The organism is Phytobacter diazotrophicus, from assembly GCF_052061655.1.
Taxonomy (GTDB): Bacteria; Pseudomonadota; Gammaproteobacteria; order Enterobacterales; family Enterobacteriaceae; genus Phytobacter; species Phytobacter diazotrophicus.
Genome location: NZ_CM125428.1, coordinates 3,980,436 through 3,995,990 on the forward strand (window position 1 = coordinate 3,980,436; position 15,555 = coordinate 3,995,990).

Consider the following 15,555-nt stretch of genomic DNA (forward strand, 5'->3'; position numbering starts at 1 on the left):
GGACGGCGCTGCGCGTATCCGGCTTACAATGCAGGTGTTCGTTTTTGTAACCCGGCAGCATTACGCCGCCGGGCAAAGGACACTACACGTCCAGCAGCAGACGTGTCGGATCTTCCAGCAGCTCTTTAATCGCCACCAGGAAGCCAACGGATTCGCGACCGTCAATCAGGCGGTGGTCATAAGAGAGCGCCAGATACATCATGGGCAGAATTTCAACTTTGCCATCCACAGCCATCGGGCGGTCTTTAATGGCATGCATACCCAGAATTGCGCTCTGCGGTGGGTTGATGATTGGCGTAGACATAAGCGAACCAAAGACACCGCCGTTGGTAATGGTGAAGTTACCACCGGTCAGGTCTTCAACGGTCAGTTTGCCGTCACGCCCTTTCACCGCAAGATCTTTAATGCGTTTTTCGATATCGGCCATGCCCAGGGTATCCACATCGCGCAGAACCGGGGTTACCAGGCCACGCGGCGTAGAGACCGCCATGCTGACATCGAAATAGTTGTGGTACACAACATCGTCACCATCGATAGAGGCGTTCACTTCCGGGTAGCGTTTCAGCGCTTCCACCACCGCTTTTACGTAGAAGGACATAAAGCCCAGGCGGATGCCATGACGTTTTTCAAAGGCATCGCCGTACTGCTTACGCAGATCCATAATCGGCTTCATGTTCACTTCGTTAAAAGTCGTGAGCATGGCGGTGGAGTTCTTCGCTTCCAGCAGACGCTCTGCCACACGTTTACGCAGACGGGTCATCGGCACGCGTTTTTCAGAGCGGCCCGCCAGTTGCGGTGCAGCAGGTGCTGCAGCCGGCGCGGCAGGTTTACTTTCTTCTTTTTTCGCCGGTACTTTCGCAAGATGTTTTTCAATATCTTCGCGAGTCAGACGGCCACCGACGCCGGTGCCTTTAATGGCGCTGGCTTCAAGATTATGCTCGGCCAGCAGGCGACGGATAGCCGGGCTGAGCGCGTCATTGTTTTGCTCTTCGAGAGACGCCTGCTGGCGCTGAGCCGGGGTAGACTCTTTGGCGTCAGATTTTGCGCTGCTCTCTTTGCCTGCGCTGTTACCTTCGCGCAGGCGGCCCAGAATCTGGCGTGACGTTACGGTAGTGCCTTCATCTTCCAGCACTGCGTCCAGAATGCCGTCTGCCGATGCCGGTACTTCCAGTACCACTTTGTCAGTTTCGATTTCTACCAACACTTCATCGCGTTGGACGGTATCGCCCGGTTTTTTGTGCCAGGTCGCAACGGTCGCGTCAGCAACGGACTCAGGCAGGTCGGGTACAAGAATATCTACGCTACTCATTATTTATCCTTTAATTAATCGACGTTCAGCGCGTCATTGACCAGAGCTTGTTGCTGTTTCTGGTGAACGGACAGATATCCTACCGCTGGCGAAGCGGAGGCCGGGCGACCTGCATATTGCAGGGCTGCCCCAAACGGAATCACTTCTCGCAGATGATGCTGGCTGCAGTACCATGCGCCCTGGTTGAGCGGCTCTTCCTGGCACCAGACAAAATCCTGTACATGCGCATACGGTTTCAGCGCTTCCTGCACCGACTGGTGCGGGAACGGATACAACTGCTCAATCCTGACAATGGCGACGTCTTTCTGATCGTTCTTACGACGCTGTTCAAGCAGGTCATAATAAACCTTACCAGAACACAGAACGACGCGCTTAACCCCTTTCGGATCAAGGGCGTCTATCTCACCGATCGCAGGCATAAAGGTGCCATTCGCCAGTTCATCGAGACTGGAGACCGCCAGCGGGTGGCGCAGCAACGATTTCGGCGACATGACAACCAGCGGACGGCGCATACCGCGCAGCGCCTGACGACGCAGCATGTGGTAAACCTGTGCAGGGGTTGACGGTACACAGACCTGCATGTTTTGTTCAGCGCACAACTGCAGATAGCGCTCCAGACGCGCGGAGGAGTGCTCCGGACCCTGGCCTTCGTAACCGTGTGGCAGCAGCATCACCAGACCACACATACGGCCCCATTTCTGCTCACCGGAGCTGATGAACTGGTCGATAACCACCTGAGCGCCGTTGGCAAAGTCACCGAACTGCGCTTCCCAGATGGTCAGGGTACGCGGCTCTGCGGTAGCGTAACCGTACTCAAACGCCAGAACCGCTTCCTCAGACAGAACGGAGTCCCAGACTTTGAACGGCCCCTGGCTATTGTGGACGTGATGCAGCGGCGTATAGGTTGAACCGTTAGCCTGATTATGGATAACCGCGTGACGATGGAAGAACGTGCCGCGACCAGAATCTTCACCGGACAGACGTACGGAGATGCCTTCGTCAACCAGTGTCGCATAGGCCAGGTTTTCCGCACCGCCCCAGTCGAACAGTTTCTCGCCCGACGCCATCGCCTGACGATCGTTGTAAATTTTTGCAACGCGGGCCTGCATTTCGATGGATTCCGGCACCGTACTGATGCGTTTGGCCAGTTCCTGCAGGCGCTTCATTTCGACCTTGTTCGGGTAGCTCTCATCCCATTCGTGGTTGAGGTACGGCGACCAGGTAAATGAGTGCATATTCATCGGACGCCACTCTTTCACGACACACTCACCGGCATCCAGTGCGTCACGGTAGAGGTTCACCAGTTCGGTCGCGTCTTCCAGCGTCGCAACACCGTCATGCTCCAGCTTGTCAGCATAGATTTTGCGCGGGGTCGGATGCTTTTTGATTTTCTGGTACATCAGCGGCTGAGTTGCGCTCGGCTCGTCGGCTTCGTTATGGCCGTGACGGCGATAGCAGACCAGGTCGATGAACACATCGCGTTTGAAGGTATTGCGGAAGTCCAGCGCCACGCGGGTAACGAAAGCAACGGCTTCCGGGTCATCCGCGTTAACGTGGAAAATCGGCGCCTGCACCATTTTACCGATATCGGTACAGTATGGCGTGGAGCGCGCATCAAGCGGGTTAGAGGTGGTGAAGCCCACCTGGTTGTTGATAACGATACGCACGGTACCGCCCACTTCATAACCACGCGCTTTGGACATGTTCAGGGTTTCCTGAACCACGCCCTGACCTGTAACGGCAGCGTCACCGTGAATCGTGATCGGCAGAACTTTGTTGCTGCTCGGCTCATCCAGGCGGTCAAGACGTGCACGCACGGACCCCATTACTACCGGGCTGACGATTTCAAGGTGCGACGGGTTAAACGCCAGCGCCAGGTGCACAAGCCCCCCCTCGGTTTCGATATCGGACGAGAAACCCATGTGGTATTTCACGTCACCCGTACCGAGGTGCTCTTTATGTTTACCCGCAAATTCGTCAAACAGATCCTGCGGTTTTTTACCCAGCACGTTAATGAGCACGTTCAGACGACCGCGGTGCGCCATACCCAGCACTACTTCGCGCGTGCCGCTTTTACCGGCATGGCGAATCATCTCTTTGAGCATCGGCACCAGCGCATCACCGCCTTCCAGCGAGAAGCGTTTCGCACCGGGGAATTTCGCGCCCAGATAACGCTCCATCCCTTCTGCCGCCGTCAGTTCGCTGAGGAAACGTTTTTTCTCATCAGCGGTAAAGGAGGCTTTGCCAGCAACGGATTCAATACGCTGTTGGATCCAGCGTTTTTCTTCGGTGCTGGTAATGTGCATATATTCAGCACCGATGGAGCCGCAGTAGGTTTGTTTCAGAGCTGCGATCAAATCGCCAAGCTGCATCGTGTCTTTGCCGATGGCAAAAGAACCTACGTTGAACGTCTCCTGGAAGTCTGCCTCGGTCAGGTCATGGAATGACGGGTCGAGGTCTGCAACGCGCTCTTGTTGCCACAGTCCCAGCGGATCGAGATTGGCCTGCTGGTGACCGCGGAAACGATAGGCGTTAATGAGCTGCAGGACTTTTACCTGCTTCGCATTGGTGTCAGGGTCAGAAATGGAGGAAGAGTAACGTGAGGCGTCCTTCGCCAGACGACGGAAATAATCACGTGTTTTGGAATGGAATTGATCCGGTTTCACTCCGGTGCCCGGTAACTCTTCAAACATGGAACGCCATGTCGCATCTACCGAGTCAGGATCGGTTAAGAAGTCTTCATAGAGCTGTTCTATCCAGCTCTGGTTCGAACCAGAGAGGTAAGAAGAGTCCAGCCAGGCTTTCAAAGCGCTGTTCTGCATCGTGATCCCTTAAGCATTGTTATGCTTACTTCGCCGTGGATAACTACAACGCGCGCGGCAGGGCGCACACGTCCCGGGGTTCACTTGCGAGCTCTTCTCTTTGTTGGCCCGCGAAGGAACCTTTAAAAACTGTCTGAATATTTTCCCTCACCCCTGCCCTCTCCCGGAGGGAGAGGGGGAAGAACGTGCGGCAGTTTTTAAAGGTCTCCTGCAATCTATTCCCTCTCCCCTTGGGGGAGAGGGTTAGGGTGAGGGGAAAAGCGCCCCTCTGACTTACGCACTGCGTTGCAACAACATCGATTTAATATGACCGATGGCGCGCGTCGGGTTCAGTCCCTTCGGACAAACACTGACGCAGTTCATAATGCTATGGCAGCGGAATACGCTGAAAGCATCACTCAGCCCTTCCAGGCGGTTATCGGTCTCGGTATCACGACTGTCAATCAGGAAGCGATACGCGGCCAGCAGACCGGCTGGGCCGATAAACTTATCCGGATTCCACCAGAACGACGGACAGGACGTGGAGCAGCATGCACAAAGGATACATTCGTACAGCCCATCGAGTTTTTCACGCTGTTCAGGCATCTGCAGATGCTCACGCGCAGGTGGATTTTGCCCATTATTCAATAAGTAAGGCTTAATCTTCTCATATTGGGCATAGAATTGCCCCATGTCCACAACCAAATCACGGATTACCGGCAGCCCCGGCAGTGGGCGAATCACAATCTTCTGCTTACCGTTGCCCAGCGCCGACAGCGGCGTAATACACGCCAGACCGTTTTTCCCGTTCATGTTGAGGCCGTCTGAACCGCATACCCCTTCGCGACAGGAGCGACGGAAAGAGAGACTCGGGTCTTTTTCTTTAAGCTGCATCAACGCATCGAGCAGCATCATGTCACGACCTTCTTCCCCTTCCAGGGTGTAATCCTGCATGCGCGGAGCGTCGTCAACATCCGGGTTATAGCGATAAATTGAAAACTCGAATTTCATTTTCCTGTCTCCGCATTAGTAAGTACGAATCTTCGGCGGGAAAGCCGGACGCAGCTTCGGTTCCATGTTGACGCTACGGCGCGTCATGGATTCCGTCTCTGGCAGATACAGGGAATGGCACAGCCAGTTTTCATCATCACGCTCCGGGAAGTCGAAGCGGCTATGCGCGCCACGGCTCTCGGTACGGAAGTTGGCAGATACCGCCGTCGCGTACGCGGTTTCCATCAGGTTATCCAGCTCCAGGCACTCAACACGCTGGGTGTTAAATTCACTGGAGGTGTCATCCAGACGGGCATTTTTCAGGCGTTCGCGAATGACTTTCAGTTGCTCAAGACCTTTCGCCATCGCGTCGCCTTCACGGAAGACCGAGAAGTTATGCTGCATACATTCCTGCAACGCTTTACGAATGGTCACCGGATCTTCACCTGAACGGTTGTTATTCCAACGGTTGAGACGCTCCAGCGAACCTTCAATGTCAGATTCACTCGCATCGCGCAGTACGCCCTGCTCAGCGATAGATTCTTGCAGATGCAGACCTGCCGCACGACCAAAGACCACAAGGTCAAGCAGGGAGTTGCCGCCCAGACGGTTGGCACCGTGCACCGATACGCAGGCAATTTCGCCCACTGCGAACAGGCCTGGGATCACCACATCTTCGCCCTGCGCGTTCACCGTCAGCGCCTGACCAGTCACTTTGGTCGGGATCCCGCCCATCATATAGTGACAAGTTGGGATCACCGGGATCGGCTCTTTTACAGGATCGACGTGCGCAAAAGTACGGGACAGCTCCAGAATGCCAGGCAAACGCGACTCAAGCACCTCTTTACCGAGGTGGTCGAGTTTCAGTTTGGCGTGTGGTCCCCACGGACCGTCACAGCCACGACCTTCACGGATTTCGATCATGATGGAACGTGCCACCACGTCACGACCCGCCAGGTCTTTTGCGTTCGGCGCATAGCGCTCCATGAAACGCTCACCATGTTTGTTTAAGAGATAGCCGCCTTCACCGCGGCAACCTTCGGTGACCAACACCCCCGCCCCGGCGATACCGGTCGGGTGGAACTGCCACATTTCCATATCCTGCACCGGCACACCGGCACGCAGCGCCATCCCGACACCGTCGCCGGTATTGATGTGCGCGTTGGTGGTGGACTGGTAAATACGACCAGCGCCGCCCGTTGCCAGAACGGTCGCACGGGCTTTGAAGTAAACCACTTCACCGGTTTCAATGCACAGCGCGGTACAACCGACGACTGCACCATCCTGGTTTTTCACCAGATCCAGCGCGTACCACTCGGAAAAAATAGTAGTGTGGTTTTTAAGGTTTTGCTGATAAAGCGTATGTAATAACGCGTGCCCGGTACGGTCAGCCGCCGCTGCGGTACGTGCAGCCTGCTCGCCACCGAAATTTTTTGACTGGCCGCCGAACGGACGCTGGTAGATGCGGCCGTCATCAAGACGCGAAAACGGCAGGCCCATATGTTCCAGTTCCAGAATGGCTTCCGGACCGGTTTTACACATATATTCAATGGCATCCTGGTCGCCGATGTAATCGGAACCTTTTACCGTATCGTACATGTGCCATTCCCAGTTATCTTCGTGGGTATTGCCCAGCGCTACCGTAATGCCGCCCTGAGCGGATACAGTGTGAGAACGGGTTGGAAAAACTTTAGAAAGCAGCGCACAGGTCTGGCCGCTTTGGGAAATTTGTAACGCCGCGCGCATACCTGCGCCGCCTGCGCCAATAACGACAGCATCAAATTCTCTGACTGGCAGTTTCATCACACACCCCACACCACAACGAATCCATAAATAACGTAAGCCGCGAGTGCAACGACAATAGCCAGTTGCAGAATCAGGCGCACAGCCAGCGGTTTAACGTAGTCGGTCAACACCTGCCACATGCCAATCCAGGCATGAATCAAAATGGAGAACAGTGCCAGCAGGGTGAAGACTTTCGTGAAGGCGGATGAGAAGAAGCCTGTCCAGACTTGCCAGGTAATATCGCCAGTGATAGCGAAAAAACCGACCATATAGATGATATAGAGCGTCAGGACGATTGCGGTAGCACGGACCAGAATGAAGTCATGTACGCCGTTGCGTCCTAATGCGGAGGCGTTGCTTACCATACGAGGACTCCTGCGAGAAGTGAAAGCACGACAGTAATTGCAAATGACACGTTGGCGGAACGTTTTCCTGCCTCAAAAGTTTCTTCCAGCCAGCCAAAATCCATCAGCATGTGGCGAATACCGCCAACCGCGTGGTAAGCCAGTGCAGTCAGAATGCCCCACAAAATGAATTTAACAAAAAAACCACTCATAATAGCGGAGGCAGACTGGAAGCCTTCTTCGGATGACAGCGACAGGCCCAGTAACCACAGCAGGATGCCGACCGCCACAAAGGTGATGACGCCGGAAACGCGGTGAAGAATGGACGCTATTGCCGTAACAGGAAACCGGATCGTTGCGAGATCCAGATTAACAGGTCTTTGTTTTTTCACATTTTTTATCATGAATAACGCCCACATGCTGTTCTTATAGTTTCCTTCCTCCGGTCTGCTTGCGGGTCAGACAGCGTCCTTTTCTATAACTGCGCGTAATGCAAAATTTCAGCTTCCAGATGCGAAACGACAGGTTACAACGCTGGGTGGCTCGGGATTGCAGGGTATTCCGGAGACCTGGCGGCAGTATAGGTCGTTCACAAAATCATTACAATTATCCTACATATAGTTTGTCGGGTTTTATGCTGAACAGTGATCATGGTCACGATAACAACATTATTTTAAAATTTAATCATCTGATTTGACAAAAGTTAAACATTCTTGTTACAAACTTCATCAGAAGAGAGATATAATTCGCAAAAGTTATGGGGTCTATCTTTCACCTGCAAATAAGTTATGCAACAGTGTGATGAAGTTGACCGAATTAATCAGGACAGTTATTAGTGATAGCAGGTTTGACAAAATCCGACTGCTAAGAACCTGATTTGTTGCTGTTTTGACTGTACTTTCAATGTGTACCTGCTAGCGCCCATCGCTCTGTACCCTGGTTTTTCCTCTCATCAGAGCAGCGAGCCAAATAATAATCTGGTAGCGTTAAAAGGCAGTTTGAATGCAAATCCGGTAACAGGTAGTCTTAAGCAATAAGGCGCTAAGGAGACCGTAAATGGCTGATAAAAAAGCAAACATCACCTATAATGGTGACGCTGCTATTGAACTGGATGTGCTAAAGGGCACGCTCGGTCAGGATGTTATTGATATCCGTAGTCTCGGTTCAAAAGGTGTATTCACTTTTGACCCAGGTTTCACCTCTACCGCATCATGCGAATCCAAAATCACCTTCATTGATGGCGACGAAGGTATCCTGTTGCATCGTGGTTTCCCGATCGACCAACTGGCCACCGATTCCAACTATCTCGAAGTCTGCTATATCCTGCTGTACGGCGAAAAACCGACGCAAGAGCAATACGATGAGTTCAAACTCACCGTCACTCGCCACACAATGATTCACGAGCAGATTACCCGTCTGTTCCATGGCTTCCGTCGTGACTCTCATCCGATGGCGGTTCTGTGCGGCGTCACCGGCGCGCTGGCGGCGTTCTACCATGACTCTCTGGATGTGAACAATCCGCGTCACCGTGAGATTGCAGCCTTCCGCCTGCTGTCCAAAATGCCGACTGTGGCAGCGATGTGTTACAAATATTCTATTGGTCAGCCTTTCGTTTATCCGCGTAACGACCTCTCCTACGCCGGTAACTTCCTGCATATGATGTTCGCCACTCCGTGCGAAAGCTATGAAGTGAACCCGGTGCTGGAACGTGCAATGGACCGCATCCTGATCCTGCACGCTGACCATGAGCAGAACGCCTCGACTTCCACCGTCCGTACCGCAGGCTCCTCAGGTGCGAACCCGTTTGCCTGTATCGCTGCGGGTATTGCCTCCCTGTGGGGACCGGCGCACGGCGGCGCGAACGAAGCCGCGCTGAAAATGCTCGAAGAGATCAGCACCGTTAAACACATTCCGGAATTCCTGCGTCGCGCCAAAGATAAGAACGATTCGTTCCGTCTGATGGGCTTCGGTCACCGTGTCTACAAGAACTATGACCCGCGCGCGACCGTTATGCGTGAAACCTGCCACGAAGTATTGCGTGAGCTGGGTACCAAAGACGATCTGCTGGAAGTGGCAATGGAACTTGAGCATATCGCGCTCAACGACCCGTACTTCATCGAGCGTAAGCTGTACCCGAACGTGGACTTCTACTCCGGTATCATCCTTAAAGCGATGGGCATTCCGTCTTCCATGTTTACCGTTATCTTCGCGATGGCGCGTACCGTGGGCTGGATTGCACACTGGAACGAAATGCACGACGACGGCATTAAAATTGCCCGTCCGCGTCAGCTTTACACCGGTTATGAAAAACGCGATTTCAAAACCGATCTCGAAAAGCACTAAGCTGCTGATAGTAAAAGACCCGCTGCGGCGGGTTTTTTATTGGCTGCTGTCTGGTGACAAAAAATTAACGCCAAAACCAGTGGCCCGGCTAAGCAGGATTACTTCTGACACCCCGGACACCCATAAAACGGGCGCGAAGAGAGGGTCGATTTTTCGATTATCCCCCCGCAGCGCTCGCAAACCTGCCCGGCCCGGTGAAAAACGTTAAAGCGAAATAGCGCCCCGTGATAGTGGTTTTCATCTACCTTGCCGCGTGTCTGGTAGGAAAGGCGCGGAATGTCGAGCAGCGCCTGGGCCAGTGTGTCGAGTTGGGCCTCATTGAGATCAATCGCTTTATGCTGCGGCGCAAGGGCGGCATGCCACAGGATTTCCACGCGCAAGTAGTTCCCCAGTCCGGCGAGAAACGCCTGATCAAGCAGCAAACCGGAAAACTGGCGACGACAAAACCGGGGAGATAATAACCGCGATTTGACCTGTTCGATGGTCAGTGACATATCCAGCACATCCGGTCCTACGCGCTGTAAGAAAGGGTGAACGGCCAGCTCGTCGGCGGTCAGTATCTCGATATCAGAGGCACTGTAGAGCAAAATGGCTTTGTCTTTCGCCGCCAGCCGTACACGCAGCACGCGGTTGGTTTCTGTCACCTCTCCCGCTTCAACCACCCGCCAGACGCCGTACAACTGATTGTGGCTGTACATCGTCATGCCATTGGAAAAGTGGGTCAGCAATGCTTTACCCCGGGTTTCAATGCGTTCAACGCACTCGCCAACCAGCGTCGGCGCGAAAGAGTGAAGATGGGGAAAGGCAAACCAGACATCCGTGAGCGGTTTACCTTTGATGGCCGCTTCAAGACTGTCTGCTGCACGGCGAATTTCAGGACCTTCTGGCATCACAACATCCTTTTAATGTTCTGCACTCACGACAATACCAGACCGATCGAATGCTTCACGCAGACGACGGGCAAATGCCAGCGCATGTTCTCCGTCGCCATGCAGGCAGACGGTTTGCGCCCGCAGCGCAACATCACGCCCGTTGACGCTTTTTACCTTGCCGGATAAGACCATCCCCAGCGTTTGCGTCAGCGCGGTCTCGTCATCGGTAATCAGTGCCCCCGGCTGTGAACGTGGCACCAGCGTGCCATCGTCCTGATAACCGCGATCGGCAAACACTTCCTCGCGCGTGGTAAGTTGAAGGTGTTTTGCGGCGCGAATAAGCTCACTGCCCGCAAGACCGACCAGAATCAGCGACGGGTCACAGTCGCGCACCGCGCGGGCGATAGCTTCCGCCAGCATGGGATCGACGGCGGCCTGGTTATAAAGCATGCCGTGCGGTTTGACATGAACCATGCGCGCCCCTTCGGCACGCACAATCGCCGCCAGCGCACCGCACTGGTATAGCATCTGCGCGTAGACAGTCTGTGGGGGTAACTGCATCGCCGTGCGACCAAAATTCTCCCGGTCAGGAAAGCTCGGGTGTGCCCCCACCGCCACGCCATTTTTCAACGCCTCCTGCACACATTCGCGCATGGTTTGCGCATCGCCCGCATGAAAGCCACAGGCGATATTGGCTGAGGAGACCAGTTTCAGGAGCGCGGCATCATTGCCGCAGCCTTCCCCCAGATCGGCGTTTAAATCAATTTTCATTACGCAGCCGCCACGACAGTTGTTCCAGGTAACGTTGCTGATCCTGGCGCGCCGCCAGCGCCTCTTCCAGCGTACAGGGGACAAAATGGATAGGATGCCCAAGAGGGATCTGCGCCAGATGGTACATGTCGGCCTCGATAATGCAGGCGATCCGTGGGTAACCGCCCGTTGTCTGAGCATCATTCATTAACACGATGGGTTGCCCATTCGACGGCACCTGTACCACACCGGGTAACAGCCCGTGCGAAACCAGCTCGCGATCGGTAGAGCGTATTAATTTATGGCCCTGCAAACGGTATCCCATACGGTTACTTTGCGGGTCGAGATGCCATGGCACGCGCCAGAAGGCCTCCTGCGAGTGTTGATCAAACTCCCGATACTCCGGCCCTGGCAGTGCGCGAATGCGGTTGCCCCAAAGCAACTGCTTCACCCCTTGTGGCCCCTTAAAGTTCTGCGTAACAGCCCGCAGCGGGATTTCATCGCCATCACGAAGTAAGCGGCCTTCCAGCCCACCTAACCCGGTTTTTAAATCCGTACTGCAGGAGCCCAGTACTTCCGGCACGTTCAGTCCACCAGCTACGGCCAGATAACTGCGCATGCCGTGCTGCGGTCGTTTCAGTACCAGTTTTTGCCCAGCCTGGACCGGGTAGCGCCAGCCCGTCCAGACTGCTTTGCCGTCGAGTTTGGCTTCACAACCCGCGCCCGTCAGCGCAAACCACGTTGCTTCGTTAAACTGCACTTCACACTGACCGAGCGTTATCTCAAGGCCTGGAGCATCGCCGTCGTTACCAACCAGCGCGTTGGCGATGTACAGCGCCGGGCCATCCAGCGCGCCACAATAGCTGACGCCGGATTGCCGCAGCCCCACACGTTTACCTGCCTGGATTGTGGTGTAGATACCCGCACGAAGAATTTTCAGCATATGCCCTCCTTACGCGGGATAAACCGCAGCGTGTCACCGGGGCGAAGCAATACCGGTTCTGAGAGCGACGGGTTAAACAGCGGCAGTTCGGTGCGGCCAATCAGGTTCCAGCCGCCCGGCGTTTCGAGCGGATAGATCCCTGTTTGCGCCCCGCCAATGGCAACAGAACCTACAGGCACGCGCACGCGAGGTTCAGCGCGACGCGGCGTGGCGAGATTTTCGGGCAGACCGCCCAGATACGGGAAGCCCGGCTGGAATCCTAAAAACCACACCACATAATCAATGGAAGAGTGCAACTCAACGACCTGTTTCTGCGTCAGCCCGGTATGGCGCGCCACATCAGGCAGATCCGGCCCGGCTTCGCCGCCATAAATGACCGGGATATCGATTGTGCGCGATTCAGGCTCCAGCGCTTCGCTCTCTTCCCACCAGCGCTGTAAACGCTCAATGGCATCCAGCGCCAGGGTTTGCGGATCGCGCAATACCACGGTGATGTTATTCATTCCAGGAATAGCTTCAACCACATCGGGCACATCCGCCAGACGCTGCGTTAAGCGCCAGATACGTTTTTGCGTGGCCAATGTGACGGGAGGCTCCAGCTCCAGCACCACCGCCGTTTCACCTAACAGATAACAACGTGCTCTTTGCACTGTCCCGCTCCTTATGCCGGATTCGGAATATCAATAAATGTCACGTCCAGATCGGTATTCTCCGTCAGCCACTCGCTCAATGCACGAATACCGCCGCGCTCGGTGGCATGATGACCTGCTGCGTAAAAATGCAGGTTCTGCTCACGCGCAGAGTGAATGGTTTGCTCAGAGACTTCTCCGGTAATAAACGCGTCAACGCCAAAACGGGCTGCGTTATCGATAAAACCTTGACCACCGCCGGTGCACCAGGCGACGCGCTTAATCAGATCGGGCCCGGTATCACCGCTCCACAGCGGCCTGCGCCCAAGACGCGCTTCAATCCAGGATGCCAGTTCCAGCCCCGGTACCGGCATTGCCAGTTCGCCCCACGGCAGCAGCGCATCACCGTCAACGGTGCCCATCACCGTGATCCCCAGCAGCGAGGCCAGTTGGACGTTATTGCCCAGCTCCGGGTGCGCATCCAGCGGCAGATGCCAGCCGTAGAGGTTGATATCATTCGCCAGCAGCGTTTTCAGGCGATTGCGCTTCATGCCACGAATGATCGCCGGTTCGTTTTTCCAGAAATAGCCATGATGCACAATCACCGCGTCGGCTTCCTGGCGTACCGCTTCATCGAGCAATGCCTGGCTTGCCGTTACACCAGTGATGATTTTTTTGACGGTTTCGCGTCCCTCAACCTGTAGGCCATTCGGACCGTAATCGCTGAACGCCGCACTGTTGAGTTTTTCGTTGATCAGTTTTTCCAGTTCGGTATTTTTCATCGTCACTCTCTTTACGGTTTACGGGCGGCTTCATAGGCCGCAAGCGTCGCAGCCCGTGCCTGTTTGTGTTCCACTATCGGGCGCGGATAATTCAGAGAAATGCCTCTTTTATCCGCCCATGTCCAGGGGTCGTGAATAGCCTTACCCGGCACAGCAGCAAGTTCAGGGATCCACTGCCGAATAAATTCGCCATCGCTATCAAACCGTTCCCCCTGAGTCGTAGGGTTAAAAATACGGAAATAAGGTGCGGCATCTGTTCCCGTTGACGCCGCCCACTGCCAGCCGCCGTTATTGGCAGCCAGGTCACCGTCGACAAGTTGTGTCATAAAATAACGCTCGCCCAAACGCCAGTCGAGCAGGAGATCTTTAACCAGAAAGCTGGCAACGATCATCCGCAAGCGGTTATGCATCCAGCCAGTGCTCTTCAACTGGCGCATGGCCGCATCCACAATCGGATAACCCGTTCTCCCCTCCTCCCAGGCGCGAAGCTGCTCCGGATGGTCTTTCCATTGCACCTTATCCGTCCACGGAATGAAAGGACGATGCTTACATAAATCAGGATGATAAGTCATTAAATGGCGATAAAACTCCCGCCAGATCAGCTCATTTAACCATACCGCGCCCGCGCCGCCATTCAAGGCCTCGGGCTGCTCGGCCAGCAGACGATGCAAACATTGTCGCGGCGAAAGAACCCCTAACGCCAGGCAGGCAGACAGGCGGCTGGTGCCTTCAATTGCCGGAAAATCACGCTGCTGCTCGTAAGCGGAGGCGTGCTGCTGGCAAAAAGCGCGCAGGCGCTGAATGGCCGTTTTCTCATCCACCGCAAACAGGGTTGAATCAAATTCTTCTTGCGGATAATCAAACGTCAATGTCGCAAGCGGCCCGTCTAATGCGCCCCCCGTCCGAACATCCGGTGCGCCAACGCATGCGGGTAGCTCATCTTTTAGCCGCCGCAAAAAGGCGTTTTTGTAGGGCGTAAAAACTTTGTACATTTCATGATTGCCGGTCACAACGCTGCCTGGCGCCAGCATTACGCTGTCATCAAATCCCTGGCAGGCGACATCGACAAGCGCCTTTTCCACCGCCGCGTCACGCTGGCGTTCGTTCACTTCGTACTGGTAGTTATAGAAAAGATGGCTGACCTTTTCTTCGGCGCACACCGCCGCCACGGTAGCCACGCTGGCGGCAAAATCGTCTACTTCCCGGTAAATTAACGGAATGCCTCTCTCCGCCAGTGCCTGCTGGAGCGCGTTGAGGTGAGTGGCGAGAAATGCAGCCTGCCGTGGGGCCATCGCATGTTTCTTCCACTGTCCCGGCGTGGCAATAAACAGGGCTTTGACACTGGCGTCGCGATGATTACAGGCGGCAGCGAGGGCATAATTATCATGTACGCGCAAATCCGCGCGAAACCAGACCAGATGGGTGGTCATAACTCTCCAGGTAACAGATATCCGTCAGAAAATGTCGATAGTGTGTTAAAGGAAGGTTGCGAGTGCAAGCAGAGCTTACGCCTCAAAACAACAGCGTGGGTTAAGTGTAGCGGGTGAATGTAACGCGCCAGCAGGATGACGCACATAATCTGAGGCATGAAGATGCATCGCCCTGCACAGGATTCGCGACTTTTACCGATGAGTTGCGGCTCCTGTAAAGGTAAAAAAAACCGCTACGTCAAAAACGTAGCGGTTTTTTTATTGCTGAGTGTAATCAATTGATCAATAAAAATCGCAGGTCACTTTTTCGGCCTGAGCCATCCAAACCGGTTTATCGCTGGTTTTAGCCCAGACGCGATGCAGATAGCTGTAAAAACGTGCGCGGTCTTTCCAGAACATCATTACCGGCAATGCCAGTACGCCAGCCAGCACGGCGAAAATGCGACGCATCAGGACGATATGAACTGGAAATGTTTTATATACGGTCATAATTCTCTCCCCTTTGTTGGCCGGTAACATTCACCGGAAAAATGTTCCCCCATGACAGAGATCCTTGACGGATCCTGTGGGGCGCATC

General features: G+C 54.5%; 15 protein-coding genes. 2 read left to right on the plus strand and 13 right to left on the minus strand.

Features of this window, described 5'->3' with window-relative positions; genetic code table 11:
* Positions 1 to 82: 82 nt before the first annotated feature.
* From odhB to sdhC, 6 genes are all read right to left on the minus strand, one after another.
* Complete coding sequence (gene odhB / locus ACS0RQ_RS19435) at positions 83 to 1,309, minus strand: 2-oxoglutarate dehydrogenase complex dihydrolipoyllysine-residue succinyltransferase (protein WP_271850847.1); 1,227 nt, start codon at positions 1,307 to 1,309, stop codon at positions 83 to 85.
* Positions 1,310 to 1,323: 14 nt separating this feature from the next.
* The gene (sucA, locus tag ACS0RQ_RS19440; protein ID WP_041852079.1) at positions 1,324 to 4,131 is read right to left on the minus strand and encodes a 2-oxoglutarate dehydrogenase E1 component; all 2,808 of its coding nucleotides are present in this window, start codon (positions 4,129 to 4,131) and stop codon (positions 1,324 to 1,326) included.
* A 273-nt stretch (positions 4,132 to 4,404) separates the two neighbouring features.
* Positions 4,405 to 5,121 (minus strand): succinate dehydrogenase iron-sulfur subunit SdhB, encoded by a 717-nt coding sequence (sdhB, locus tag ACS0RQ_RS19445; RefSeq protein ID WP_041852080.1) that lies wholly within the window; start codon positions 5,119 to 5,121, stop codon positions 4,405 to 4,407.
* A gap of 15 nt (positions 5,122 to 5,136) precedes the next feature.
* On the minus strand, positions 5,137 to 6,903 hold the full coding sequence (sdhA, locus tag ACS0RQ_RS19450; RefSeq protein ID WP_041852081.1) for a succinate dehydrogenase flavoprotein subunit: 1,767 nt from the start codon (positions 6,901 to 6,903) through the stop codon (positions 5,137 to 5,139).
* On the minus strand, positions 6,903 to 7,250 hold the full coding sequence (gene sdhD / locus ACS0RQ_RS19455; protein WP_041852082.1) for a succinate dehydrogenase membrane anchor subunit: 348 nt from the start codon (positions 7,248 to 7,250) through the stop codon (positions 6,903 to 6,905). Before sdhD ends, sdhA begins: the two co-directional genes overlap by 1 nt.
* Positions 7,244 to 7,648 (minus strand): succinate dehydrogenase cytochrome b556 subunit, encoded by a 405-nt coding sequence (gene sdhC / locus ACS0RQ_RS19460; RefSeq protein WP_047371241.1) that lies wholly within the window; start codon positions 7,646 to 7,648, stop codon positions 7,244 to 7,246. Before sdhC ends, sdhD begins: the two co-directional genes overlap by 7 nt.
* A 274-nt stretch (positions 7,649 to 7,922) precedes the next feature.
* Here sdhC and ACS0RQ_RS19465 point away from each other — a divergent pair, with 274 nt between their 5' ends.
* Both ACS0RQ_RS19465 and ACS0RQ_RS19470 read left to right on the plus strand, forming a co-directional pair.
* Positions 7,923 to 8,105 carry a hypothetical protein gene (locus ACS0RQ_RS19465; RefSeq protein WP_075203577.1) on the plus strand — a complete coding sequence of 61 codons (183 nt, stop codon included), beginning with the start codon at positions 7,923 to 7,925 and terminating at the stop codon, positions 8,103 to 8,105.
* A gap of 180 nt (positions 8,106 to 8,285) precedes the next feature.
* A complete protein-coding gene (locus ACS0RQ_RS19470) occupies positions 8,286 to 9,572 on the plus strand; it encodes a citrate synthase (protein WP_041852084.1) in 1,287 nt (428 codons plus the stop codon).
* A 98-nt stretch (positions 9,573 to 9,670) separates the two neighbouring features.
* Here the strand turns inward: ACS0RQ_RS19470 and nei are convergent, their stop codons facing one another.
* The 7 genes from nei to ACS0RQ_RS19505 form a co-directional block, all read right to left on the minus strand.
* On the minus strand, positions 9,671 to 10,462 hold the full coding sequence (nei, locus tag ACS0RQ_RS19475; protein ID WP_271850846.1) for an endonuclease VIII: 792 nt from the start codon (positions 10,460 to 10,462) through the stop codon (positions 9,671 to 9,673).
* A 12-nt stretch (positions 10,463 to 10,474) separates the two neighbouring features.
* Entirely contained in the window at positions 10,475 to 11,215 is a 741-nt protein-coding gene (gene pxpA, locus ACS0RQ_RS19480) for a 5-oxoprolinase subunit PxpA (protein WP_271850845.1), read from the minus strand.
* Positions 11,205 to 12,137: a 5-oxoprolinase subunit PxpC gene (gene pxpC / locus ACS0RQ_RS19485; RefSeq protein ID WP_271850844.1), complete on the minus strand. Its 933-nt coding sequence runs from the start codon at positions 12,135 to 12,137 to the stop codon at positions 11,205 to 11,207. Before pxpC ends, pxpA begins: the two co-directional genes overlap by 11 nt.
* Positions 12,131 to 12,787 carry a 5-oxoprolinase subunit PxpB gene (pxpB, locus tag ACS0RQ_RS19490; protein WP_108701793.1) on the minus strand — a complete coding sequence of 219 codons (657 nt, stop codon included), beginning with the start codon at positions 12,785 to 12,787 and terminating at the stop codon, positions 12,131 to 12,133. The genes pxpC and pxpB overlap by 7 nt, the downstream gene beginning before the upstream one ends.
* Positions 12,788 to 12,798: 11 nt before the next feature.
* A complete protein-coding gene (locus ACS0RQ_RS19495; RefSeq protein ID WP_271850843.1) occupies positions 12,799 to 13,548 on the minus strand; it encodes a type 2 GTP cyclohydrolase I in 750 nt (249 codons plus the stop codon).
* An 11-nt stretch (positions 13,549 to 13,559) separates the two neighbouring features.
* Complete coding sequence (phrB, locus tag ACS0RQ_RS19500) at positions 13,560 to 14,978, minus strand: deoxyribodipyrimidine photo-lyase (protein ID WP_271850842.1); 1,419 nt, start codon at positions 14,976 to 14,978, stop codon at positions 13,560 to 13,562.
* A gap of 282 nt (positions 14,979 to 15,260) precedes the next feature.
* Positions 15,261 to 15,467, minus strand: coding sequence for a YbfA family protein (locus ACS0RQ_RS19505; protein WP_041852092.1), 207 nt, complete (start codon positions 15,465 to 15,467; stop codon positions 15,261 to 15,263).
* Positions 15,468 to 15,555: the final 88 nt, after the last annotated feature.

Excerpts from the sequence above, each read along its gene's own strand:
- nei (WP_271850846.1), bottom strand. The coding sequence starts at position 10,462 with ATGCCAGAAGGTCCTGAAATTCGCCGTGCAGCAGACAGTCTTGAAGCG.
- pxpA (WP_271850845.1), bottom strand. The coding sequence starts at position 11,215 with ATGAAAATTGATTTAAACGCCGATCTGGGGGAAGGCTGCGGCAATGAT.
- phrB (WP_271850842.1), bottom strand. The coding sequence starts at position 14,978 with ATGACCACCCATCTGGTCTGGTTTCGCGCGGATTTGCGCGTACATGAT.
- ACS0RQ_RS19505 (WP_041852092.1), bottom strand. The coding sequence starts at position 15,467 with ATGACCGTATATAAAACATTTCCAGTTCATATCGTCCTGATGCGTCGC.
- pxpC (WP_271850844.1), bottom strand. The coding sequence starts at position 12,137 with ATGCTGAAAATTCTTCGTGCGGGTATCTACACCACAATCCAGGCAGGT.
- sdhD (WP_041852082.1), bottom strand. The coding sequence starts at position 7,250 with ATGGTAAGCAACGCCTCCGCATTAGGACGCAACGGCGTACATGACTTC.
- sdhA (WP_041852081.1), bottom strand. The coding sequence starts at position 6,903 with ATGAAACTGCCAGTCAGAGAATTTGATGCTGTCGTTATTGGCGCAGGC.
- ACS0RQ_RS19470 (WP_041852084.1), top strand. The coding sequence starts at position 8,286 with ATGGCTGATAAAAAAGCAAACATCACCTATAATGGTGACGCTGCTATT.
- sucA (WP_041852079.1), bottom strand. The coding sequence starts at position 4,131 with ATGCAGAACAGCGCTTTGAAAGCCTGGCTGGACTCTTCTTACCTCTCT.
- sdhB (WP_041852080.1), bottom strand. The coding sequence starts at position 5,121 with ATGAAATTCGAGTTTTCAATTTATCGCTATAACCCGGATGTTGACGAC.
- sdhC (WP_047371241.1), bottom strand. The coding sequence starts at position 7,648 with ATGTGGGCGTTATTCATGATAAAAAATGTGAAAAAACAAAGACCTGTT.
- ACS0RQ_RS19495 (WP_271850843.1), bottom strand. The coding sequence starts at position 13,548 with ATGAAAAATACCGAACTGGAAAAACTGATCAACGAAAAACTCAACAGT.
- odhB (WP_271850847.1), bottom strand. The coding sequence starts at position 1,309 with ATGAGTAGCGTAGATATTCTTGTACCCGACCTGCCTGAGTCCGTTGCT.